This is a genomic window from Methylobacterium sp. FW102-HT35C08, from assembly GCF_058790235.1.
This window is the reverse complement of sequence record NZ_JBYTCL010000002.1, coordinates 154,431-176,440: the sequence shown is the minus strand read 5'-3', so window position 1 is coordinate 176,440 and position 22,010 is coordinate 154,431. Positions and strand designations below refer to the sequence as shown.

The window sequence follows — 22,010 nt, the reverse complement described above, 5'->3', positions numbered from 1 at the left end:
CCATATGGACCGGCAGGCGGGCGGCGGCGAGCCCGGCCGCTCAGGCGTTTGCGCTGAGGCGGCGGATGTCGGCGTCGACCATCTCGGTGATCAGCGCTTCCAGGCTGGTCTGCGCCTCCCAGCCGAAGGTCGCCTTCGCTTTGGCGGGGTTGCCCAGGAGCACCTCCACCTCCGCCGGCCGGAACAGGGCCGGGTCGATGACCAGGTGGTCGTCGATATTCAGGCCGACATGCTTGAACGCGATGGCGCACATGTCCCGAACCGTCGTGGTCCGCCCGGTGGCGATCACGTAATCGTCCGGCCGGTCCTGCTGCAGCATCAGCCACATCGCCTTCACGTAATCCCGGGCATGGCCCCAGTCGCGCTTGGCGTCGATGTTGCCGAGCCGCAGCTCCTTCTGCTTGCCGAGCTTGATCCGCGCCACCGCGTCCGTGACCTTGCGGGTCACGAACTCCACGCCGCGCAGCGGGCTCTCGTGGTTGAACAGGATGCCGTTCGAGGCGTGCAGCCCGAAGCTCTCCCGGTAGTTGATCGTCATCCAGTGTGCGTAGAGCTTGGCCACACCGTAGGGCGAGCGCGGGTAGAACGGCGTCGTCTCGCTCTGGCGTTCCTCCTGGATCAGCCCGAACATCTCCGAGGTCGAGGCCTGGTAGTAGCGCGCCTGCGGGGCCACCGAGCGCAGGCATTCCAGCATGTGCACGGCGCCGAGCCCCGTCACCTGCCCGGTCAGCAGCGGCTGCTGCCAGGAGGAGGTGACGAAGGACTGAGCGGCGAGGTTGTAGATCTCGTCGGGCTTGGCGGCCTGGACGATGCGTAGCAGGGCGGATTGGTCGAGCAGGTTGCCGTCGACCAGCTCGACCTCGTCCAGGATGCCGAGCCACTTCAACCGATGGTCGAAGACGCCGGCATGGCTGGAACGGCGCACGATGCCGGTGACCGCGTAACCCTTCTCCAGGAGCAGTTGCGCCAAATACGCGCCGTCCTGGCCCGTCACACCTGTGATCAGCGCTCGCTTGGCCGTCATGAACCCGTCTCGTTCCAAAGTTGACCGGCTGCTACGACCGCGACCGCATCCGCGTCAAGGAGCGGCCAGACCTCAACATCTTCCGAAGCTGATTGCCGCCGATCCGCGGAGGATGTCCGTTGTAAGTGTATATCGATGCTGATCGATCAATATTTTCAGTCTTGGTTCGCGTGTCTCATCCGGAAGACAGCCAGTCGACGACGCCGGAAATCGACCGGAACTCCTCCAGGGCGTGAACGCGCGCCTCCGGCAACGCCGATCGCGCCATGGTCGCCAGGGCGTGACCGGGACCGAGTTCCAGAACCCGGTCGGCGCCGTATTCGCCGCAGGCTTCCAGACAAGCGGCCCAGTCAATCGTCCGCGAGATCTGGATCGCGAGCTTTTCCAGACCCGCCTCGGCCCGGAAAACCGCGCCTCCGTCGAGACCGCTGATCAGGCGCGGCGCACCGACTGGGGGGCGCACCTGATTCGCAGCGGCCAGGATGTCCCGGAACGCGTCGGTCGCCGCCGACAGGAGCGGCGTGTGGGAGGGGGTCTGGACTGGAAGGATGACGGCCCGCTGCGCCCCCGACCCGCTCGCCTCGGAGCACAGGGCATCGAGGGCGTCCCGTCGCCCGCCGACAACGCCGCTATCCGGGGCGTTGCGGATGGCGAGGTAACATCCATGGCGGGCCGCGAGCGTGTCCAGAACATCGAGCCGGAGGCCTCGTATCCCGGCCAGCCCGAATCCCTGGCCGGTGGCGGCGTCCATGGCCTCGGCCCGTCGCGCGGCAAGCGTCAGGACGACGTCCGGTTCGAAGCGTCCGGCGACACCCCACGCGGCGAGATCGCCGATGCTGTAGCCGGCCACGATGGCGCGGGCCGGTCGTGCGGAGCCCAGGGCGCTCCAGGCGGCGAGCGCTGCCACGCAGCACAGGATTTGACCCGTGCGGTTCGCGTGCAGCTCATTGCCGCCGGTCCTGGCGATGTCGCGCGGATCCCTGCCGCCGAGGAGCGGCATGGCGGCGGCGAAGAACGCCTGAGCCTCGGGTCGGTCCGCCGTGAGGTCGAACATGCCCGGATGCTGGCCGCCTTGGCCGGAAAGCAGGATCGCCAGCGTCATCGGCGGATCGAGGCCCGCAGCGCGGCTGCCGGCATCAGAGCGACCCGGTCCAGGCTCTTGACCGCGACCGATCCGCCTTCCGGCGCGTCGCGCAGTTCCCGCCACTGCACACCGGTGCCGTCCGGCAGCAGGATCTCCCCGTCGATGCGCATGGGAGCCGAGTCCGCGACAGAGCCGATCCGGTCGAGCAGGCCGGCCGGCACGCTCGTGGGGCACGGCCAGAGCAGGTCGAGGTCGGAACTTGCGCTGAGATAGGTCAGGCCGGTCAGGGCCTGCCAGAGCAGGGCGCCGAACGGCCGCGGCACGATCGCGTGGTGGCGGCCGATCTCGACCAGGGCGCCGATGGTCGGTTGCCACGCGGCGGGAGCATGTCGCCCGGAAGCTGCGAGATCCGGTGCCACCATGGGCGACAGCATCGCTGACGGTAGGGCGAGCCCGATCCGCCGCTTACCGTCGGCGGGTGGCAGCGGCAGGCCGAGAGGAACGGCATCACTGCCCTCCCCCGGGTTCCAGCGGCGGACAATTAATGGCCGACCGGCGGCGGCCCAGCCGTTGAGATGCGGCGCACCCGCAAGGTCGGGGCGCGACGCCAGCCACGCGGCCCAGGCCGTCGGATCAGCCCGCACGAGGTCGTGGCGGCTGTAGCCCTCAGCCAAGGCGCGCCTGATCGGCCACGGCCGCCGCGACGCCGCGGGCCACCGGACGGCCGCCGCGCTCCTCGCCGAGGCGATCTCGCACGTCGCCGGGCTCCATCCCTGCGATGAGATCGCGGATCTGGCCGGCCAGCGACTTCTCCGGATTAAGGACGGCGTGCACCGCCCCCGTCGCCACCATGTTGTCGAGGCCGGGCGCGAAAACCGGTGTCGATTTCGCCATCTCCTGAAGCTTCGCGAGGGGCAGCTTCGTGACTCGGGCGACCGAGGGCAGGTCCATCACGCTCGGGTCGGCGCCCGGAAGCGCCGCCAGAACCCGGGTTGCCAGCGCGGTGGCGATGAACGCGCCTGCGGCTGAATGGCCGTAGATCAGCCCGACCGTCGGATGCCCTGACCGGTCGGCGAGGAGCAGAGCCTTGGCCAGATGCGCGAGGCATTCGTTGAGGCCCAGAAGCTCGTCCCGCCGGCTCATGCGCTGGCTGTCGGAATCGACCACGACCAGGATCGGCACCTGCTCGCCCGCCCGCACCGTGTCGAGCACGGCGCGCGACAGCGACAGCGCTCCCTCGACGCCGAGGGGCGTGTCGCCATCGACGCCCACGACCTGGATCCGGCCGCCGTCGAACGGGCCGCTGCCCAACACGAGCCCGTCGCGGACCGTCACCGCATGCTCCTCCGGGAACAGTGAGGCGAGGATCTCAGCGAGCGTCATGATCGGCCTCCCTGACTCGGGCCACGGTCTCGTCGAACGCCTTGGTGTCCATCCCGGGCACCGTCCCCGGATCGTTCACGCCGAGACGCGCCCAGACATCCGTCCCGTCGCGGCAATCGCCGAAGCGCGCGATCCGATCTTCGAGACGCGCCTGCTCGGCCTCAAGCGTGTCGAGATCGAAGGCCGGCGCGCGGCCAACGAGATCGAGGGCGGCCGCACGGAAGGCCGTGACGGAGTCGGCGCAGAAGGCGTCGGCACCCCCGATCAGACGGCGATGCTTGCCGCCCATGGTGCGCCAGACGAGCGCCCGGTCGCGGGAATCGAACTCCTCCGCGCCCTTGTTGGTCTCGATGACCTCGGGGCCGGACACCGAGATCCGCCCGCCCTCCGAGACGGCCAGCCGCGAACAGGTCCCGGCGATCAGGCCGCCGCCGCCGTAGCAGCCGGCCCGGCCGCCGATCAGCCCGATCACCGGAATCCCGGCTGCGCGGGCCTCGACGATGGCCCGCATGGTCTCCGCGATGGCGGTCTCGCCGGCATTGGCCTCCTGAAGACGGACGCCGCCAGTATCGAACAGGATCAGCACCGCCTTCGGCTTCAGCGCCAACGCCGCCCGGAGCAATCCGACCAGCTTGCCGCCGTGCACCTCGCCGAAGGCCCCGCCCATGAAGCGGCCTTCCTGAGCGGCGATCAGGATCGGGCTGCCGTCGAGCCGCGCGCGGCCCACCACGATGCCGTCATCGAAGGCGCGCGGCAGGTCGAACAGCGGCAGATGCGGGCTCATGCGCCGCTCCGTCGGCGGCAGGAACTCGTGGAAGCTGCCCGGGTCGGTGAGCGCCACCACGCGCTGACGAGCGGTCGCCTCGTACCAACTCAAGGCATCCGGATCGATGCTCGCGGTGCGGTTGCCAGCCATGGTCAGGCCTCCATCAGCCGCGCGCCCTGGAGCAGGCGGAGCGACACCGTGTCGGGACGGGCGCCGCCGTCGTTGATGCTGATGCGGAGGCCGCCCGGCTGCGCCCGGGCGATGAAATCGGCCACCACTGCCGCCCAGACGTCACCGTAGCCGGCGATCGGGGTCTCGATGGACACTTCGCAGGCGTCCGGCGGCAGGACCCGCTCCAGCAGGATCTCCAGATTGCCGGAGGCCACGACGCCGGTGATCGCGTTCGGCACCGAGCCGGGCAGCGGCTTCTTGGTGGTGTGGCGGAAGGTCAGGGATTCCATGGCCGCGTCCGTGCAAGAGGATCCTTGATCCAAACAGAACACCTCATCCTGAGGTGCCGAAGCGAAATGGAGGCCTCGAAGGAGCCCTCCCGATGCCACTGCGATCCCTGGCGCTCGCCTTCGCGTCCCGCTCACGTGGGCACTTCAGGATGAGGGGAGCGATGCGAGCAGTGAGGGTACGGTTCACCTTCTACCAGTTCCGGAACTTGGCCGGTGGCTCGTAGAGGCCGCCCGACCAGTGCACGAGATCCTTGACCGACTTCGCGGCGAGCAGCGCCCGGTCGGCGTCCAGCGGCTCGATGCCGAGATCCTCCGGACGTCGGATCACGCCCCGGGCGCGCAATTCCTCGACCTTCGCCCGGTCGCGGCCGCGTCCGACCTCGGTGTAGCCGGCCACGCCCCGGATCGCCTGCTCGCGCTCGTCGGCGTCGCGGCAGAGCAGGAGGTTGGCGATGCCCTCCTCGGTGACGATGTGGGTGACGTCGTCCGCGTAGATCATGACCGGCGCCAGCTCGAGGCCGATCTTCCTGGCCAGTTCGAGGGCGTCGAGATTCTCCACGAAGGTCGGCACCAGCTTGTCGCCGAAGGTCTCGACCAGCTGCACAACGAGCTTGCGGCCGCGCATCAGCGCGGGATCGCCGACGATCTGGCCCTCGCGGCCGGCCTTCATCCAGGCATCGGACGGATGGCGCCGGCCGTGCGGGTCCGAGCCCATGTTGGGGGCGCCGCCGAAACCCGCGACCCGCGACTGGGTGATGGTCGAGGAATGGCCCATCAGGTCGATCTGGAGCGTCGCCCCGATGAACATGTCGCACGCATAGAGGCCGGCGGTCTGGCAGAAGGCGCGGTTCGAGCGCAGGCTTCCGTCCGCACCGGTGAAGAAGATGTCGGGCCGCTCGCGGATGTAGCGATCCATCCCGACCTCCGAGCCGAAGCAGTGGACCTGCTTGACCCAGCCGGATTCGATCGCCGGGATGAGGGTCGGGTGCGGATTCAGCGCCCAATGGGTGGCGATCTTGCCCTTCAGGCCAAGTTTTTCCCCGTATGTCGGAAGCAGCAGCTCGATCGCCGCCGTGCCGAACCCGATGCCGTGGTTGAGCCGCTTGATGCCGTACTCGGCGTAGATCCCCTTGATCGCCATCATGGCGATCAGGATCTGCGTCTCGGTCATTGCCGCCGGATCGCGGGTGAACAGCGGCTCGACGTAGAACGGCGTGTCGGCCTCGACCACGAAATCGACCCGGTCGCCCGGGATGTCGACCCGCGGGACCCGGTCGACGATCTCGTTGACCTGCGCGACCACGACGCCGTTCTTGAAGGCGGTCGCCTCCACGACGGTGGGCGTGTCCTCGGTGTTCGGCCCGGTATACAGGTTGCCGTCCCGGTCCGCCGAGACGCCCGCGATCAGCGCAACGTTGGGCGTCAGGTCGACGAAATAGCGGGCGAACAGCTCCAGGTAAGTGTGGACCGCCCCGAGCTCGATCTGACCGCCGTACAGCATCTTGGCGATGCGTCCGCCCTGCGGACCGGAGTAGGAATAGTCGAGCCGCTTGGCGATGCCGGTCTCGAACACGTCGAGATGTTCCGGAAGGACGATCCCCGACTGAACCATGTGCAGGTCATGGACCTTCCCGGGATCGCAGGCGCTGAGGCCGCGGGCGAGGCAGTCGGCCTGCTTCTGGTTATCGCCTTCGAGGCAGACCCGGTCGCCAGGCCGCAGGATCGCCTCCAGCAGATCCACGACGGAACGCGCGGGAACCACCTTGCCTTGCGCATGGGCGCGACCCGCCTGGATGCGGGCATCGCGGGCCAGCTTCTCGCCGCGCCACTCGCTCATTTGCGCGCTCCAATGAGTGTACCGAACTGGACATAGCAGTCCATTCGGTATTTTCAAATCCCGCCCGATCACGGTTTCGTATACGGGATTGCGATCTTGTCAACGTTCTGCATACTGACTGCAACGGCCATCAGGCCGACTCGGGAAGGAGACGCTCCATGACGAGCGCGTCGCCGCGGCTGCCGCACGGGGCCGGATGGACGACCCTGCTGAAGGGTCAACGCCGATGATCGTCCTCGGTGTCGCCCTGCTCGCAGCCTGCACGCTGATCGGCGTATACCTCGGTGACCTTCTCGGCATTGTCCTCGGTGTGAAGGCCAATGTCGGCGGCGTCGGCATCGCCATGATCCTGCTGATCGCCGCGCGGCTCTGGCTCTCCCGCCGGGGGCGCCTGACCAAAGGCGTTCAGTTCGGCGTCGAATTCTGGGCGGGCATGTACATCCCGATCGTGGTCGCCATGGCGGCCCAGCAGAACGTAGTGGCTGCAGTCGGCGGCGGCCCGATCGTGCTGATCGCGGCGACCGGGTCGCTGGTGCTGTGCTTCGGCGCCGTGGCCCTGCTCAGCCGGATCGGCCGCCGGGATCCGGGCAGCGCCGCCGTCGCGCACGGTGGATCGGTGATCGGCGGGGATGCCGACGCTCCCGACGTCGCACGGGCTGCGCCGGTCGTCGCCAGGGAGGGCTGAACGCCATGGTTCACGAGATCTGGCACGGCATCGAGCATGTCTTCATCGAGCAGAGCCTCGTGGCCGCCTTCGCGGTTGTCGGAGCGCTGATCCTCGTCTCGAACTATGCCGCGAAGCACCTCACCAACGGCCGCGTCCACGGCTCGGCCATCGCGATCGTGCTGGGCCTGGTGCTGGCCTATGTCGGCGGGCTTTACACGGGCGGGAAGAAGGGCCTCGCCGACATCCCGGCGCTCGCCGGGATCGGCCTCATGGGTGGGGCGATGCTGCGCGACTTCGCCATCGTCGCCACGGCCTTCGAGGTGGATGTGATCGAAGCCCGGCGGGCCGGCCTGCTCGGCGTGTTGGCGCTCGCCCTCGGCACAATCCTGCCATTCATCGTCGGGACGCTGACCGCCGTGGCGTTCGGCTATCACGATGCCGTCTCGATCACGACGATCGGCGCGGGGGCGATCACCTACATCGTCGGCCCGGTCACCGGGGCGGCGATCGGCGCGGATTCCACCGTGATGGCGCTGTCCATCGCCACCGGCGTGACGAAGGCGGTGATGGTCATGGTCGGGACGCCGCTGGTGGCGCGGCTGATCGGCCTCGACAATCCGCGCTCGGCCATGGCGTATGGCGGGCTGATGGGCACGGTGAGCGGGGTGGCGGGCGGTCTCGCGGCGACCGATCCGAAGCTGGTGCCTTACGGCGCGCTCACGGCGACGTTCCACACCGGCATCGGCTGCCTCGTCGGGCCCTCGCTCCTGTTCCTGACGGTGCGCGCCCTCGTCGGTTAGGTCTGCGGCCGCGCATGGAATCGTGCCGTTCCCTGATCCGACACTGTGGATTAGGCTGCGGTCCCGCCTCGTCTGACACGAAGACTGGCAGTCGCCGCTCGCGGGATGGTCTAGGATCGGCGGATGCACGGCGATTTTCAGAAGATCGAGAGCGGGCTGCTCTCGGACCGGATCCGCGACGCGCTCACGGACGCGATCGCGTCGGGGACGATCGCGGCCGGCACGGCCCTCGACGAGCAGAACCTCGCAGATCGTTACGGCGCCTCGCGCACGCCCGTTCGCGAGGCCCTGCGTCAGCTCGCGGCCTCGGGCCTGGTGGAGATCCGGCCGCGTCGGGGCGTCGTCGTGGTGCGCCTGACGCCGCAGCGGATCGCCGACATGTTCGAGACCACCGCCGAGATCGAGGCGATGTGCGCGCGGCTGGCCACCTACCGGATGACGCCGCTCGAGCGGGGGCAGCTCATGGAGCTGCACGAGGAATCCGCCCAGGCGGTGGAGGCGGGCGACGTCGACGCCTACGACCGCTTCAACCGCACCTTCCACGAAGCGCTCTACACGGCGACCCACAACGGCTTCATGGCCGAGCAGGCGCTGGCGATCCGCGAGCGCCTCGCCGCCTTCCGGCGCACGCAGCTGCGCCACGCCGACCGGATCCGACGCTCGCGGGAGGAGCACGGCGAGATCCTGGCGGCGATCGCGGAAGGGGACGGCGAGACGGCGGCGCGCCGCATGCGCGCCCACATGCTCCGGGCTGCGGCCGCCCTCGGCCGCTACATCGCCGAGACCGGCTGAGACGCGTTGCCGGGCGTGCTTCTGCCCCAGCGCGGAACTGGGACGGCGAGACGCGGAGCCGGCCGGTCATCCGACCTCACGGATAGCGAAGCCGATCGACGTCGCGCTCAACCGCGCGCGGCGGATCCCCCCAGCGCATCCGCCAGCCGGCCGATCCGCTCGGCCGCACGGCCGATCCCCGTCGCGGCCCGCTCGGCATCCTCCGCGCGCCCGCGGTCGGCGGTCTCCGTGGCTTGGCGCAGCTCGGCCACCTGCGCCTCCAGCGTCGTGAGCCGTCCACGCAATTCGGACACTTCATCGGCCATCGTGAGGGCGGCCATCACCTGGAGGCGCATGTCGCCGATCTCGCCGAAATTCTTGCGCATCTCGCCGATGCGCGTGTCCAGGGTCTCGGCAAGGCCGGTGAGATGGTCTTCCTCGCCCGCTCCGCAGGCCATGCGGTAGCTGCGGCCGTCGATGGTCACGTTGATCTGCGGCAAGGGCTGCTCCGACGGGCTGCTCGGATGAACGCTCAGACGACCGGGCCGTCCGCCTCAGGCCCGTCCGAGCACATCCTGGACGGTCTCGATGGCGCGGTCGAGCCGGTGGCCGACCTCGCCGGTGGTGGCCGAGACCTCGGCGAGGCGGGCGCTCGCCGCGTCGAGGGCAGCGGCCAGGCGCGCCCGATCCTCGTCCATGAGGGCGAGCTCGGTGTCCCGGTCGTCGGGCTGGGCCGCCGTCTCGATCCGGCGGGCGACCACGGCGTCCAGGCGGCTCAGGGCCGCGTCGAGACGCGCGAGGGCTTCATCGATGGAATCGGGTTCGGTCGCGTCGGCCATGGTGTTGTGTCCGCCTCGACGCGAAGCTTTCCGTCGAATGCTGCTGGATTTCCAGTCCGAAATGGCGTCCCGCACCGTGATCGATCCGGGCGCGTAATGGAACGTGGCAATCCTTGTTTATTGGTCGGTGGATCGATGAGGTTTGTCATGGCCGCGCGTTTGACAGCTAGGGGCGCCATGCTAGACAGCCGCGCGCTCCCGAGAGGGTCCGCGCGAGACAGGCCGGATAGCCGATCCGTGACAGTCCCGAGGCCTCAGCCTGCGCCGTCCGCTTCGACGGTCCCTGGCGGCGGAGCGCGGCTTAACCCGGGCCGGTTCATCGCAGGTTCAAACCCGCCCGCCCAGATCCGCCCGGCACGGCGGCGGGCCGCCGAGACCGCCCCGCGGACCGCAGCCAGCGGTCCGGCGCGCGGTGCGCCGCATCAGGAAGGAGTCACGCCGTGACGAAGGTTGCCATCAACGGGTTCGGACGCATCGGCCGCAATGTCCTGCGCGCGATCGCGGAAGCCGGCCGCACCGACATCGAGGTCGTGGCGATCAACGATCTCGGCCCGGTGGAGACCAACGCCCACCTGCTCCGCTACGACTCGGTGCACGGCCGCTTCCCCGGCGAGGTCGCTGTGGACGGCGAGTTCCTGGTGGTGAACGGCAAGCGCATCAAGGTCACGGCCGTGCGCAACCCGGCCGAGCTGCCCCACCGCGATCTCGGTGTCGACATCGCGCTGGAATGCACTGGCATCTTCACCTCGAAGGACAAGGCCAAGGCCCATCTCGACGCCGGCGCCAAGCGCGTCCTCGTCTCGGCCCCGGCCGACGGCGCCGACCTGACGGTGGTCTACGGCGTCAATCACGACAAGCTGTCGCGCGAGCACCTCGTGGTCTCGAACGCGTCCTGCACCACGAACTGCCTCGCCCCGGTGGCGAAGGTGCTGGACGAGGCCGTCGGCATCGAGCGCGGCTTCATGACCACGATCCACTCCTACACCAACGACCAGCCCTCGCTGGACCAGATGCACAAGGATCTCTACCGGGCCCGCGCCGCGGCGCTCTCGATGATCCCGACCTCGACCGGCGCCGCCAAGGCGGTCGGCCTCGTGCTGCCGGAACTCAAGGGCAAGCTCGACGGGACCGCGATCCGCGTTCCGACCCCCAACGTCTCGGCGGTGGACCTCGTGTTCACGGCCAAGCGCGCGACCACGGTTCAGGAGATCAACGACGCCATCAAGGCGGCCGCTGCGGGCCCGCTCAAGGGCGTGCTCGGCGTGACCGACCGGCCGAACGTCTCGATCGACTTCAACCACGATCCGCACTCGTCGACGTTCCACCTCGACCAGACCAAGGTAATGGACGGCGTGCTGGTGCGGATCCTGACCTGGTACGACAACGAGTGGGGCTTCTCGAATCGCATGGCCGACACGGCCGTAGCGATGGCCAAACTCATCTGAACTGCCTTGCCGCGGTCGCCGCCTCGTGAGAGGCCGGCGGCCGCGCCTTCCATCGGACGGCCTTACTTCGAACCAGGGACTCTTCAGGGATGACCGACGCTTCGCAGGGCACGTCAACCGGGCCGGAACTCGTGCCGCCCGCACCGCGGCCGGCCCCGCCACCGCCCACCGCGACCGTTGCCCCGGCCAATACTACGCCGTCGCACGCGCTCCCGGCCAATCAGCTCTTCGACCAGCTCGCGCGGATCGAGGACAAGTGCTCGCGTATTGAGGACAAGTACGCCCGCTCCGAGGCGCTGCTGTCCCGCGTCGAGGACAAGGTCGAGAATGCCGCGAACCGGATGAACGAATCCGCGCGCCAATCCGACCTCGCGGCGCTCCGGACGGAAATGCGCGGTCTGGCCGAGCGCACCCGGCGCCTGCCCGGGACCGGCGCCCTGGTTCTCACCGCCGTCATCACCGCCATTCTGACAGTGGTCCTGATGGTCGCCGTCCAGCGGCTCAACCTCGACCGCCTGCTGCCGCAGCGCGCCGCCATCGGCACGACCGTCCAGTAATCCCCGTCGCCCCGCACAGGACCGCAACAGACCGCATGAGCGCCTTCCGTACCCTTGACGACGCCGGCTCCCTCACGGGCAAGCGGGTTCTCATGCGCGTCGACCTGAACGTGCCGATGGAGAACGGTCGCGTGACCGACGCGACCCGCATCGAGCGTGTCGCGCCGACGATCCGCGAGGTCGCCGAGAAGGGCGCGAAGGTGATCCTGCTCGCCCATTTCGGTCGGCCGAAGGGCAAGCGCGAGCCGAAGGACTCGCTGGAGCCGGTGGTCCCAGCCCTCGCGGCGGCACTGGGACGCGAGGTCGCCTTCGCGGCGGATTGCGTCGGCGAGGCGGCCGCGCAGGCTGTGGCAGCCCTCAAGGACGGCGATGTCCTGCTCCTCGAGAACACCCGCTACCATCCGGGCGAGGAGAAGAACGAGGCGGCCTTCGCGGACGCGCTGGCGGCGAACGGTGACGTTTACGTCAACGAGGCTTTCTCGGCGGCCCATCGGGCCCACGCCTCCACCGAGGGGCTGGCACACCGGCTGCCGGCCTATGCCGGCCGTGAGATGCAGGCCGAGCTCGAGGCCCTCACCAAGGGCCTGGAATCGCCGCAGCGCCCGGTGATCGCGCTGGTCGGCGGCGCCAAGGTATCCTCCAAGATCGATCTTCTGGAGAACCTCGTCGCCAAGGTCGACATGCTGGTGATCGGCGGCGGCATGGCCAACACCTTCCTGCACGCCCAGGGCAAGTCCGTCGGCAAGTCCCTGTGCGAGAAGGATCTCGCCGAGACCGCGACCCGGATCCTGGCGGCGGCCCAGAAGGCCGGCTGCCGGATCATCCTGCCGGTCGACGCCGTCGCCGCGACGGAGTTCAAGGCGCAAGCCCCTCACGACACCGTTTCGGTGGACACGGTGCCGGAAGCCAGCATGATCCTCGATGCCGGCCCGCGCTCGGTCGCCGAGATCAATGCCGCCATCGACGGGGCCAAGACCCTGGTCTGGAACGGCCCGCTGGGCGCGTTCGAGCTCGCGCCGTTCGACGCCGCGACGGTAGCGGCCGCCAAGCACGCAGCCACGCGGACGAAGGCCGGTCACCTCGTCTCGGTGGCGGGCGGCGGCGACACCGTGGCCGCTCTCAACCATGCGGGCGTCGCGCAGGACTTCACCTACGTCTCGACCGCCGGCGGCGCCTTTCTCGAATGGCTGGAAGGCAAGGCCCTGCCGGGCGTCGAGGCGTTGCGGGCGAAGGGCTGAGGGAGAACTTGCTCTCCTCCCCCAGCGGCGCGAACCCGTCTATTATGGCGGCGTTCATCAGCCGGGGGGCCGAGTCGCTTGGTGACACCGTGGAGAACGCGACTTTCGAGAACCTGACGGGCATCCAAGTGAGCCCTGCACAGGTGCTCGCGTGCTTCGACAAGCTCGAGACGCGCATGGGCAACTTCGAGATGCGGATGGACGGTCTCGAAACGGGCATGCGCGAGGATCGCCGCAACGCGGCCGGGATGCTCGTAATGATGCGCGCCACGGCCGGCGATTTCGACACGCGGTTCAGCGAGGTCGAGGAACGCGTCGCGGCCCTCAAGAGCAGAACGGGTTGAGGATCATTCGGGCAAGGAACGCGCAATTCGGCGTCTGAGATTGACCGAAAGCAAGGCTCTCGGCAGAGCGATACGATACAGCTCAGCTGAGCGCCGCACGGCGCCATCGGCGATCGGGCAGACGACCAAACGGAAACGGGAAGACACGCACGATGGCACGCATCACCCTCCGGCAGCTCCTCGATCATGCCGCTGAGCACGAGTACGGGGTGCCCGCGTTCAACCTGAACAATATGGAGCAGGGGCTCGCCATCATGGCGGCAGCCGACGCAACGGACTCGCCCGTGATTCTGCAGGCGAGCCGCGGCGCCCGCGCCTACGCCAACGACATCGTGCTGGCCAAGCTGATCGACGGGCTCGTCGAGATCTACCCGCATATCCCAGTCTGCATGCATCTCGACCACGGCAACAACGAAGCCACCTGCGCCACCGCCATCCAGTACGGCTTCACCTCCGTGATGATGGACGGCTCGCTCAAGGCCGACGGCAAGACCCCGGCCGACTACAATTATAACGTCGAGATCACCCGCAACGTCACCAAGATGGCCCATTGGGCCGGCGTCTCAGTCGAGGGCGAGCTGGGCGTGCTCGGCTCGCTGGAGAGCGGCCAGGGTGAGGCCGAGGACGGCCACGGCGCCGAGGGCACCCTCAGCCACGACCAGCTCCTGACCGATCCGGACGAGGCTGTGAAGTTCGTCGAGGCCACCAAGGTGGACGCGCTAGCGGTGGCGATGGGCACGAGCCACGGTGCCTACAAGTTCACCCGCAAGCCCGACGGCGAGGTGCTGGCGATGAACGTGATCGAGGAGATCCACCGCCGCCTGCCGACGACCCACCTCGTCATGCACGGCTCCTCGTCGGTTCCGCAGGACCTGCAGGACATCATCAACCAGTACGGCGGGCAGATGAAGCCGACTTGGGGCGTCCCGGTCGAGGAAATCCAGCGCGGCATCAAGCACGGCGTGCGCAAGATCAACATCGACACGGACAACCGCATGGCGATGACCGGCCAGATCCGGAAGGTCCTGACCGAGAACCCGTCCGAGTTCGATCCGCGCAAGTACCTGAAGCCCGCCATGGAGGCGATGACGAAGCTCTGCAAGCAGCGCTTCGAGGAGTTCAACACCGCCGGCAAGGGATCCAAGATCCGGCCGATCTCGGTCGCCGAGATGGCCAAGCGCTACGCCAGCGGCGCGCTCGATCCGAAGATCGGCGCACGGTGAGACCACGCAGCCCCTCGCGATGAGCAACGATGCGCGTCTCGCCCTGCTCGGGCCCCACGGCCTCGACGCCGCCGACCTCGACGGTTTTGTAGCCGCCCTGAAGGGTGCGTTCGGGAGCGGCGAAGTGGCCGCGGTGATCCTGCGGCTCGCCGCGGTCGACGAGCGCGCACTGGTCGCCCGCGTGAAGCAGGTGGCGCCGGTGGCTCAAGAGCACGGCGCCGCTCTGGTCGTGGCCTGCCCGGGCTTCGTCGGCGATCTGGCCGCGGTGGCGATCCGCGGCGGTGCCGACGGCATCCATGTCGACAAGCCACGCGACCTCAAGGATCTGCGTGGCCGGTTGAAGGAGGGCCGCATCCTCGGCGCCGGCGGCATCGAGACGAAGCACGCGGCCATGGAGGCTGGCGAAGCGGGCATCGACTACCTGATGTTCGGCGGCCTCTATCCGGACGGCATCGCCCCTGATCCCGAGGGTGTGCTGGCACGCGCCACGTGGTGGGCGGAGATTTTCGAGACTCCGTGCATCGCCGTCGCGGCGGCTGCCGACGAGATCGCGTCCTTGTACGCGACAGGTGCCGAGTTCGTCGGGCTCGAGAGCCGGCTCTGGCTGCAGGATCCGGCCGCGGTCGAGCGGGCCCATCGGACGATGCAGGAGGCGGGAGCCTGATGACGCGGCCGTCGCCGCACACCCTGGCGGTCATCGCCGCGTTCTCGGTGCTGGCCGCCCCGGCCTGGGGTGCCACTGGACCGGCGGAGCCGTCGAAGAACGCGCTGCCGTCGGCCGCCTCACCCGGCGCCGAGCCCGGCAAGAAGCAGATGCCGGAGCTGCCGAGTCCCTATACGCCGAACTATACGCGGGGGGCCGTGCCCCCGGCCAACGGTCAGCCCCCGGATCTCGCCTACGGCGCGTACCAGCGCGGCCAGTACGTCACGGCCTTCCGGGAGGCGACCAAACGCATCGAGGCCAATCCCAAAGATGCGCCGGCCATGACGCTGCTCGGCGAGCTCTACAATCAGGGCCTCGGCGTCAAGCAGAACCCGGTCAAAGCCGCCGAGTGGTACAGGCTCGCGGCGGCTCAGAACGACGCCGCCGCCATGTCGTCTCTGGGCCTCATGGCCCTCGACGGACGCGGCATGCCGAAGGATGCGAAGGCCGGCCGCCGCTGGCTGGAACAGGCCACGTCCCACGGCTCACCGACAGCCGCCTACAATCTCGGCCTGATTCTGATCGGCACCGGCGCGACTGCTGACGAGGCCGCGGCCGCCGCGCAATTCCGGAAGGCCGCGGATGCGGAAATCGGGCCGGCCCAGCACGATCTCGGCGTGCTCTACCTCCAGGGTCGCGGCGTGCCCAAGGATCCCGCCATGGCGGCGCAACTCTTCCGCCGCGGCGCCGATAACGGCGATCTCGCCAGCGAGGTCGAGTACGCGATCCTGCTGTTCAACGGCAACGGCGTGACCAAGGACGAGCGTTCCGCGGCCCGCTACTTCCTGCACGCGGCCTCGCGGGGGAACGCGATCGCGCAGAACCGAGTCGCGCGGCTCTACGCGGTCGGCCGCGGCGTGCCCAAGAACACGGTCGAGGCTGCGGCCTGGAACCTCGCCGCCGCCGGTCAGGGGCTGTCCGACGCGTGGCTCGACCAGACCCTTTCGGGGCTCTCCGCCGACGAGCGGACCCGCGCCGAGCGGCTGGCGAACGAGCGGATCGAGCAGCGCTGAAGGGCTACACCTCGGCCTTCGACCAGTCGACGCCGGCTTCCAGCTCCGGCAGCAGGACCACGCTCTCCTGCTCGTTCGGGTCGGTGCGGGCGATCACCGCCGTCACCGGCTCCGTCTGGCTGCGATTGTACGGCAGGTGCGGGACGTTGGCGGCGATGTAGACGAACTCGCCGGCCCCCGCGATGGCGTGGTTCTCGAGACGCTCGCCCCAGAAGCAGCCCGAAACGCCGGAGAGGACGTAGATCGCCGTCTCATGGGCTTCGTGCTTGTGGGCGTGGGCCCGCTCACCGGGCGGGATCTCAAGGAGCTGCATGTGCAGGGCTTTGGAATCGACCGCCTCGGCCGAGATCGCCGGACGGTAGAGGTGTCCCTGCTTGCCGCGGAATGGTGCGCTCTCGTGCACCACCAGGAAGCCTGGCTTCTGCGTTTCGGACCCGGTGCTCATGGACGTTCCTCCACCCTGAAGGCGGGATCGACGGGAATCTGCATGCCGTTGACCAGCGCGTTGGTCAGGTTCGCCATGCCGACAATCGCCAGGAATTCGCCGTGCTGCTCCGCCGTCAAGCCCTTCGCGCGCGCCGCGGCCGTGTGCGAATGGATGCAATAGGGACAGCCATTCGCAATCGAGACCGCGATGTAGACCAGTTCCTTGGTCAGCGGATCGAGTGAGCCCGGCCCCATGACGGCCTTGAGACTGGTCCAGGTCCGCTCGAGCAGGGCGGGATCGTTGGCGAGCCCGCGCCAGAAATTGATGATGAAATCGGAGCCCCGCGTCGCCCGGATGTCCGCGAACACGGCCCGCACCCGCGGCTCCGCTTCGGCCTCGGCGTCGCTCCAGAGCGTCACAGTTGCCATGGCAAGGCCTCCCTTCAGAGCTTGCAGGCACCGTCGAGGGCGCGATTCTCAGCCTCGGAAAACAGGCGCGAGCGGATGTGGAAGCGCTTCTCGCGGCCATTCTCCAGCGAGAACATGCCTCCGCGACCGGGCACGACGTCGAGGATCAGGTGCGTATGCTTCCAGACCTCGAACTGGGACCGGCTGATGTAGAAATCCGCGCCACCGACGCGGCCGAGATGCACGTCGCCGTCGCCGACAATGAAGTCGCCGACCGGGTAGCACATGGGTGAGGAGCCGTCGCAGCACCCGCCTGACTGGTGAAACATCACGGGGCCGTACTCGGCCCGCAGCTCCTCGACGAGCTCCAGCGCCTTATGCGTGGCGGTGACCCGCAGCGGCGTGCCGTCGGCACCGACCTGCTCCGCGGTCGTGGCTTCAACCGTCGCATCCGTGCTCATGCTGACCTCCCCGGGTTACCTTGGATATGCGTCCGCGCGCCGGGATTTCCACATTCCCGCGAGCGGAATGGCCAAGCTGTTGCCGATCGACCCGTCCCGCGTTGCTCGCCAAGAATGCGTCCATTTCGGGCGCAGGAGGGAGAGCCGACTGGGCTGATCGACGCCATGACCCCATCACGAGCCCTCGCCCTCGCCCTCGTGTTCGCCGGCGTTGCTGCGACACCGGCCGGCGCCAACCCGCTGACGCTCCGCGTTCAGCCGCGCACCCAGCCGCTGTTCGTTCAGCACGCCTGGCACGGGGCTGGAAATCCGAACGTCACCCCGGACAACCCGATGGGCGTTGTCGGCTGGGATGGGGCGCCCGACGATGTTCCGTCCGTCAGCGCCGAGGCCGGTCCGATGCCGCCCGGCTCGATTGCCAACGTGCCGTACGAAGGCTTCGGGTACGGTGTCTATTGAGCCGCCCGCTCGCCGCCCTGCTGTTCGCCGGACTGGCAAGCCTCCCTGCCCTGTCGCGCGAGGATGTCGACGCGCCGGCGCGGGAGGTCGAATTGCGAACATGCCTGAACCACCCCGCGCGGGTCATCCCACGCGACGCCGTGATCGCGGACCGAGCGTCGTTCTGCGGCTACTATGCCGACGGGGCGGTGTAGGCTCAGCTCTGGGATTTCGAGAAGGGAGAGGCCAACGAAGGCGGGGAGGTTCGCCGGACGGTGGCGGACCGCACCATCAGCCTGCACGACCGGACATCGGCAGCGATCGCCGCGTCCTGCCTGAAGCGCTGACCGCGAGACTGTAAAAAGCCCCGGCTCTGAGGCCGGGGCGAAGTTGTCTCGGGGGTTGACCCGGGCAGAAGCTCAGAAGAAGCCGAGCTTCTTGGCCGAGTAGCTGACCAGCATGTTCTTGGTCTGCTGGTAGTGATCGAGCATCATCTTGTGGGTCTCGCGTCCAATGCCGGACTGCTTGTAGCCGCCGAAGGCCGCGTGGGCCGGGTAGGCGTGGTAGCAGTTCGTCCAGACGCGGCCGGCCTGGATGGCCCGGCCGAAGCGGTAGGCGCGGGTCCCGTCGCGGGTCCAGACGCCGGCGCCGAGACCGTAGAGCGTGTCGTTGGCAATCGAGAGCGCCTCGGCATCGTCCTTGAAGGTCGTGACCGACAGGACCGGCCCGAAGATCTCCTCCTGGAAGATGCGCATCTTGTTGTGGCCGCGGAACACCGTCGGCTTCACATAGAAGCCCTCGGCGAACTCGCCGTCCTTGACGTTGCGCTCACCGCCGGTCAGCAGCTGCGCGCCCTCCTGCCGGCCGATGTCGATGTAGGAGAGGATCTTCTCCATCTGCTCGCCCGAGGCCTGGGCGCCGATCATCGTGGCCGGATCGAGCGGCGAGCCCTGCGTGATTGCCTCGACCCGCTTCACCGCCCGCTCCATGAAGCGGTCGTAGATCGATTCGTGCACGAGCGCGCGGCTCGGGCAGGTGCAGACCTCGCCCTGGTTGAGGGCGAACATCGTGAAGCCTTCGAGGGCCTTGTCGAAGAAGTCGTCGTCCTCGTTCGCCACGTCGGCGAAGAAGATGTTCGGCGACTTGCCACCGAGCTCCAGCGTTACCGGAATCAGGTTCTGCGACGCGTACTGCATGATGAGGCGGCCGGTGGTCGTCTCACCCGTGAAGGCGATCTTGGCGATCCGCGGCGACGAGGCGAGCGGCTTGCCCGCCTCGAGGCCGAAGCCGTTGACGATGTTGAGCACGCCCGGCGGCAGCAGGTCGCCGATGATCTCCATCAGCACCAGCACGGAGGCCGGGGTCTGCTCCGCGGGCTTCAGCACCACGCAATTGCCGGCGGCGAGCGCCGGGGCGAGCTTCCACACCGCCATCAGGATCGGGAAGTTCCACGGAATGATCTGGCCGACCACACCCAGCGGCTCATGGAAGTGATAGGCCACCGTGTCGTGGTCGATCTCGGAGATCGAGCCCTCCTGCGCCCGCACGCAGCCGGCGAAGTAGCGGAAATGGTCGATGGCGAGCGGGATGTCGGCGTGGGTCGTCTCGCGGATCGGCTTGCCGTTGTCCCAGGTCTCGGCCAGCGCGATCAGATCGAGGTTCTCCTCCATCCGGTCGGCCATCTTGAGGAGGATGCGGGCGCGCTCGGCCGGGGCAGTGCGGCCCCAGGCCTCCTTAGCCGCGTGAGCGGCGTCGAGCGCCTTCTCGACGTCCTGCGCGTCGGAGCGGGCGACCTCGCACACCACCTTGCCGGTGATCGGCGAGGTGTTCTCGAAGTAGCGGCCGGCCGCGGGCGCGACCCACTGGCCGCCGATGAAGTTCTCGTAGCGGGCCGAGAAGGGCGACTTGATCTTGGCGTCGCCGAGGAATTCCGGCTTGTTCATCGCTCTGTTTCCTCCGTAGGCCCCGGCCTCGCGAACCGCGGCTCTTGGGCGTTAGCTGGCGCCAGGGCGGCCGTTCAATCGGGCCGCATCCGGTTCCGCTGTGATCGCAGCCAATGGCTTTTGGCCGGTCGAATCAAGATGGACTTTTGGCCAGTGCGCGAGTGCGAGGATCCTACGCTCTTCCGATCGTGACCGCGAGGGGGACAATCCTCCTCGAAACCGCGAGCGCTCGAGGCCCATATTCGGGCAATCATTACGGACGGCGCGTAGACAAAAGACTGCGCTTCACGTCCGCTCGATGACGGTTGAGGCGCAGGAGATCTTCCGGCGCAGCGCACTCAATGTGGCAGCGCCAGAGGCAGCATGGCGGCGGCGAGCGGCAGCGCGACGAGGGCCGCCGTCCGCAACCAGCCGGGCCGGTAGGCGATCAGCGCCACCACCGCGAGGGCCGAGGCAGTCAGGGACCCGACCCACTGGACCGGGCCGAACGCCCATCCGGACGATCCGACGGACGCCGCGAAAGCCAGCGCGAGTCCGGACCAGCCCGCGGCGCGCAGGCCGCCGACCCGGCGCCTGGGAACCGGTGTTCGGAATGCGGCGCGGTGATGCCGGTCCAGGCTCAGCGCGAGGGCCGCAAATCCCGAGAAGGCGAGGAGCAGGGTCAGCGCGTGTGCGGCCATGGTCACGCCTGCGCCGTCCTGTGCAGGGCTGCCCCGGCGCTGCGGGGACTCAATGCGTGGCGGCGCGATGCCAGCCGAGCTGCCAGAAGCAGAAGGAGCCCCAGGGCCGACATGGCAAGGTCGAAGCCGAGGAAGCGCGCCTCGCCCACCGTCACGGCGTCGACGATCGGGATCGCGAGGAACGCGCAGCCGGCCAGACCGAGGGCGGCGGTCCAGGCCAGCGCACGCCGGTACAGGGCGGAGACGACGGCGGCGAGCAGCCAGGCTCCGAAGAAGCTTCGAACCTCCCAGTCAGCGCGGGCCTCCAGACCGAACGGCAGGAGGCGGTTAGCCAGGAAGTAGGCGGCGAGTCCGACCGGCAGCCCGCCGACGGTACCCAGATTGAGCACGCGCACGAGGCGCAGACCGATTCCTTCGGGATCGCTCCCCTTCGGCGCCCGCGCCACGGTCCAGAGCACGAGGCCGCTGGCGACCGTCGCCGCGCCCATGACGCCGCAGAGAAAGAACAGGAGACGCAGGGGCGCGGCGGCGAAATGCGCCTCGTGGAGACCGGCCATGACCGCACCCGTTCGGGTTGCAGCCCCGGCCTCGCCGACACGCCCGATCTCGGCGCCGGTATCGGCCGCATAGGCGATCTGCGGGTGCAGGTGCGCGAGGCCGTGGGGCTCCTCGAAATACGCCGTGGCCGTCGCACCGGCGTCGCCCGGCATCGACACCATGAGCACTTCCGGCATCTCGCCACGGGCCGCGACCGCCCGCGCCACGATCTCGCCGAGCGGCAGCAGGGCGCCCGGCCGTCCCTGAGGCGCCCGGCCCGGCGTCATGAGACCCGCCTCGGCATAGTACCGGAGCGCGTCCTCGCCGTAGACGGTCCTGACGCCCCAGGGCATCAGCATCGACGCCAGGGTGACCAGCCCCGTATAGACGATCATCAGATGGAACGGCAGCGCCAGCACGCCCGTCACGTTGTGGGCGTCGAGCCACCCCCGCTGAGCCGAGCGGTCGCGCCGGAAGGTGAAGAAATCCACGAAGATGCGCCGATGTGTGACGATCCCCGAGATCAGCGCGATCAGCAGGATCATCGCGCAGGCCGAGACGATCCAGCGCCCCCAGATCGGCGGCAGGTTCAATTCGAAATGGAAGCGGTAGAGGAAGTCGCCGCCGCGCGTGTCGCGCGCCCGCGACGGCTCACCCGTGGCGGGATCGAGAAGCGCGTGGTGAAAGGGGCCAACCGGGCTCTGCCACCAATAGACTTCGACGGCCGGGTTTTCGGCATTCGGCAGCCGCACGGACCAGCCCGCCGCGTCCGCCATCGTCTTCTGCAGGAACGTGCCGGCGCGCGTGGCCGCCGCAACCGGGTCCGGCGCCGCGTCGGTCAGTTCCGGACGCATCCACTGCGAGATCTCAGTGCGATAGTAGCTGGCCGTACCGGTCACGAAGATCGCGAACAGCACCCAGCCGACCACCAGGCCGGACCACGTATGCAGCCAGGCCATGGA

Annotated in this window: 27 protein-coding genes; 12 read left to right on the top strand and 15 right to left on the bottom strand. The window is 68.8% G+C overall.

Annotated elements, in window-relative coordinates:
- Positions 1–40: 40 nt before the first annotated feature.
- The 7 genes from gmd to mdcA all read right to left on the bottom strand — a co-directional run bounded on the left by gmd (position 41) and on the right by mdcA (position 6,555).
- The gene (gmd, locus tag AC3WSN_RS01000; RefSeq protein ID WP_192706987.1) at positions 41–1,024 is read right to left on the bottom strand and encodes a GDP-mannose 4,6-dehydratase; all 984 of its coding nucleotides are present in this window, start codon (positions 1,022–1,024) and stop codon (positions 41–43) included.
- Between the two features lie 175 nt (positions 1,025–1,199).
- The gene (locus AC3WSN_RS00995; RefSeq protein WP_492535728.1) at positions 1,200–2,126 is read right to left on the bottom strand and encodes a malonate decarboxylase subunit epsilon; all 927 of its coding nucleotides are present in this window, start codon (positions 2,124–2,126) and stop codon (positions 1,200–1,202) included.
- Positions 2,123–2,782 (bottom strand): malonate decarboxylase holo-[acyl-carrier-protein] synthase, encoded by a 660-nt coding sequence (gene mdcG / locus AC3WSN_RS00990; protein ID WP_492535726.1) that lies wholly within the window; start codon positions 2,780–2,782, stop codon positions 2,123–2,125. Before mdcG ends, AC3WSN_RS00995 begins: the two co-directional genes overlap by 4 nt.
- On the bottom strand, positions 2,775–3,491 hold the full coding sequence (gene mdcE, locus AC3WSN_RS00985; protein WP_492535724.1) for a biotin-independent malonate decarboxylase subunit gamma: 717 nt from the start codon (positions 3,489–3,491) through the stop codon (positions 2,775–2,777). Before mdcE ends, mdcG begins: the two co-directional genes overlap by 8 nt.
- Positions 3,478–4,407, bottom strand: coding sequence for a biotin-independent malonate decarboxylase subunit beta (locus AC3WSN_RS00980; RefSeq protein ID WP_492535722.1), 930 nt, complete (start codon positions 4,405–4,407; stop codon positions 3,478–3,480). Before AC3WSN_RS00980 ends, mdcE begins: the two co-directional genes overlap by 14 nt.
- A 2-nt stretch (positions 4,408–4,409) precedes the next feature.
- Positions 4,410–4,718, bottom strand: a complete 309-nt coding sequence (gene mdcC / locus AC3WSN_RS00975; protein WP_192706982.1) for a malonate decarboxylase acyl carrier protein — start codon at positions 4,716–4,718, stop codon at positions 4,410–4,412.
- 190 nt (positions 4,719–4,908) lie between these two features.
- On the bottom strand, positions 4,909–6,555 hold the full coding sequence (gene mdcA, locus AC3WSN_RS00970) for a malonate decarboxylase subunit alpha (protein WP_492535721.1): 1,647 nt from the start codon (positions 6,553–6,555) through the stop codon (positions 4,909–4,911).
- Positions 6,556–6,781: 226 nt separating this feature from the next.
- Between mdcA and madL the strand changes: the two genes are divergently transcribed.
- From madL to AC3WSN_RS00955, 3 genes are all read left to right on the top strand, one after another.
- Positions 6,782–7,240 carry a malonate transporter subunit MadL gene (madL, locus tag AC3WSN_RS00965; protein ID WP_192706980.1) on the top strand — a complete coding sequence of 153 codons (459 nt, stop codon included), beginning with the start codon at positions 6,782–6,784 and terminating at the stop codon, positions 7,238–7,240.
- A gap of 17 nt (positions 7,241–7,257) precedes the next feature.
- Positions 7,258–8,022 (top strand): malonate transporter subunit MadM, encoded by a 765-nt coding sequence (gene madM / locus AC3WSN_RS00960; RefSeq protein ID WP_492542978.1) that lies wholly within the window; start codon positions 7,258–7,260, stop codon positions 8,020–8,022.
- Between the two features lie 123 nt (positions 8,023–8,145).
- On the top strand, positions 8,146–8,814 hold the full coding sequence (locus AC3WSN_RS00955) for a GntR family transcriptional regulator (RefSeq protein WP_492535718.1): 669 nt from the start codon (positions 8,146–8,148) through the stop codon (positions 8,812–8,814).
- 107 nt (positions 8,815–8,921) lie between these two features.
- On the opposite strand, the gene AC3WSN_RS00950 is transcribed toward AC3WSN_RS00955, so the two are convergent.
- The gene (locus AC3WSN_RS00950; RefSeq protein WP_192706978.1) at positions 8,922–9,293 is read right to left on the bottom strand and encodes a cell division protein ZapA; all 372 of its coding nucleotides are present in this window, start codon (positions 9,291–9,293) and stop codon (positions 8,922–8,924) included.
- Positions 9,294–9,347: 54 nt separating this feature from the next.
- Entirely contained in the window at positions 9,348–9,632 is a 285-nt protein-coding gene (locus AC3WSN_RS00945; protein ID WP_492535717.1) for a DUF4164 family protein, read from the bottom strand.
- Positions 9,633–10,072: 440 nt separating this feature from the next.
- Between AC3WSN_RS00945 and gap the strand changes: the two genes are divergently transcribed.
- The 7 genes from gap to AC3WSN_RS00910 all read left to right on the top strand — a co-directional run bounded on the left by gap (position 10,073) and on the right by AC3WSN_RS00910 (position 16,155).
- Entirely contained in the window at positions 10,073–11,077 is a 1,005-nt protein-coding gene (gene gap / locus AC3WSN_RS00940; RefSeq protein WP_238197479.1) for a type I glyceraldehyde-3-phosphate dehydrogenase, read from the top strand.
- 89 nt (positions 11,078–11,166) lie between these two features.
- The gene (locus AC3WSN_RS00935) at positions 11,167–11,634 is read left to right on the top strand and encodes a hypothetical protein (protein WP_192706975.1); all 468 of its coding nucleotides are present in this window, start codon (positions 11,167–11,169) and stop codon (positions 11,632–11,634) included.
- 35 nt (positions 11,635–11,669) lie between these two features.
- Positions 11,670–12,872, top strand: coding sequence for a phosphoglycerate kinase (locus AC3WSN_RS00930; protein WP_492535714.1), 1,203 nt, complete (start codon positions 11,670–11,672; stop codon positions 12,870–12,872).
- A gap of 44 nt (positions 12,873–12,916) precedes the next feature.
- Positions 12,917–13,216, top strand: a complete 300-nt coding sequence (locus tag AC3WSN_RS00925) for a hypothetical protein (RefSeq protein WP_492535712.1) — start codon at positions 12,917–12,919, stop codon at positions 13,214–13,216.
- Positions 13,217–13,368: 152 nt separating this feature from the next.
- Positions 13,369–14,439 carry a class II fructose-bisphosphate aldolase gene (gene fba, locus AC3WSN_RS00920; RefSeq protein ID WP_192706972.1) on the top strand — a complete coding sequence of 357 codons (1,071 nt, stop codon included), beginning with the start codon at positions 13,369–13,371 and terminating at the stop codon, positions 14,437–14,439.
- A 19-nt stretch (positions 14,440–14,458) separates the two neighbouring features.
- Positions 14,459–15,103, top strand: a complete 645-nt coding sequence (locus tag AC3WSN_RS00915; protein WP_492535709.1) for a thiamine phosphate synthase — start codon at positions 14,459–14,461, stop codon at positions 15,101–15,103.
- Complete coding sequence (locus AC3WSN_RS00910) at positions 15,103–16,155, top strand: tetratricopeptide repeat protein (protein WP_492535708.1); 1,053 nt, start codon at positions 15,103–15,105, stop codon at positions 16,153–16,155. Before AC3WSN_RS00915 ends, AC3WSN_RS00910 begins: the two co-directional genes overlap by 1 nt.
- A 4-nt stretch (positions 16,156–16,159) precedes the next feature.
- On the opposite strand, the gene AC3WSN_RS00905 is transcribed toward AC3WSN_RS00910, so the two are convergent.
- Genes AC3WSN_RS00905 through AC3WSN_RS00895 form a run of 3 tightly spaced genes read right to left on the bottom strand, consistent with a single transcriptional unit; the run spans position 16,160 to position 17,450 of the window.
- Positions 16,160–16,600, bottom strand: a complete 441-nt coding sequence (locus AC3WSN_RS00905; protein WP_192706969.1) for a cupin domain-containing protein — start codon at positions 16,598–16,600, stop codon at positions 16,160–16,162.
- Positions 16,597–17,010, bottom strand: a complete 414-nt coding sequence (locus tag AC3WSN_RS00900; protein ID WP_492535706.1) for a carboxymuconolactone decarboxylase family protein — start codon at positions 17,008–17,010, stop codon at positions 16,597–16,599. Before AC3WSN_RS00900 ends, AC3WSN_RS00905 begins: the two co-directional genes overlap by 4 nt.
- 14 nt (positions 17,011–17,024) lie before the next feature.
- On the bottom strand, positions 17,025–17,450 hold the full coding sequence (locus AC3WSN_RS00895) for a DUF779 domain-containing protein (protein WP_492535704.1): 426 nt from the start codon (positions 17,448–17,450) through the stop codon (positions 17,025–17,027).
- Positions 17,451–17,615: 165 nt separating this feature from the next.
- On the opposite strand from AC3WSN_RS00895, the gene AC3WSN_RS00890 reads away from it, so the two are divergent.
- Both AC3WSN_RS00890 and AC3WSN_RS00885 read left to right on the top strand, forming a co-directional pair.
- Entirely contained in the window at positions 17,616–17,909 is a 294-nt protein-coding gene (locus AC3WSN_RS00890; RefSeq protein WP_492535703.1) for a hypothetical protein, read from the top strand.
- The gene (locus AC3WSN_RS00885) at positions 17,906–18,103 is read left to right on the top strand and encodes a hypothetical protein (protein WP_492535701.1); all 198 of its coding nucleotides are present in this window, start codon (positions 17,906–17,908) and stop codon (positions 18,101–18,103) included. Before AC3WSN_RS00890 ends, AC3WSN_RS00885 begins: the two co-directional genes overlap by 4 nt.
- Positions 18,104–18,307: 204 nt before the next feature.
- Here the strand turns inward: AC3WSN_RS00885 and adh are convergent, their stop codons facing one another.
- From adh to AC3WSN_RS00870, 3 genes are all read right to left on the bottom strand, one after another.
- Entirely contained in the window at positions 18,308–19,831 is a 1,524-nt protein-coding gene (gene adh / locus AC3WSN_RS00880) for an aldehyde dehydrogenase (protein WP_192706965.1), read from the bottom strand.
- A 338-nt stretch (positions 19,832–20,169) separates the two neighbouring features.
- The gene (locus tag AC3WSN_RS00875; protein WP_492535699.1) at positions 20,170–20,517 is read right to left on the bottom strand and encodes a DUF3325 domain-containing protein; all 348 of its coding nucleotides are present in this window, start codon (positions 20,515–20,517) and stop codon (positions 20,170–20,172) included.
- Complete coding sequence (locus AC3WSN_RS00870) at positions 20,514–22,007, bottom strand: PepSY-associated TM helix domain-containing protein (protein WP_492542976.1); 1,494 nt, start codon at positions 22,005–22,007, stop codon at positions 20,514–20,516. Before AC3WSN_RS00870 ends, AC3WSN_RS00875 begins: the two co-directional genes overlap by 4 nt.
- Positions 22,008–22,010: the final 3 nt, after the last annotated feature.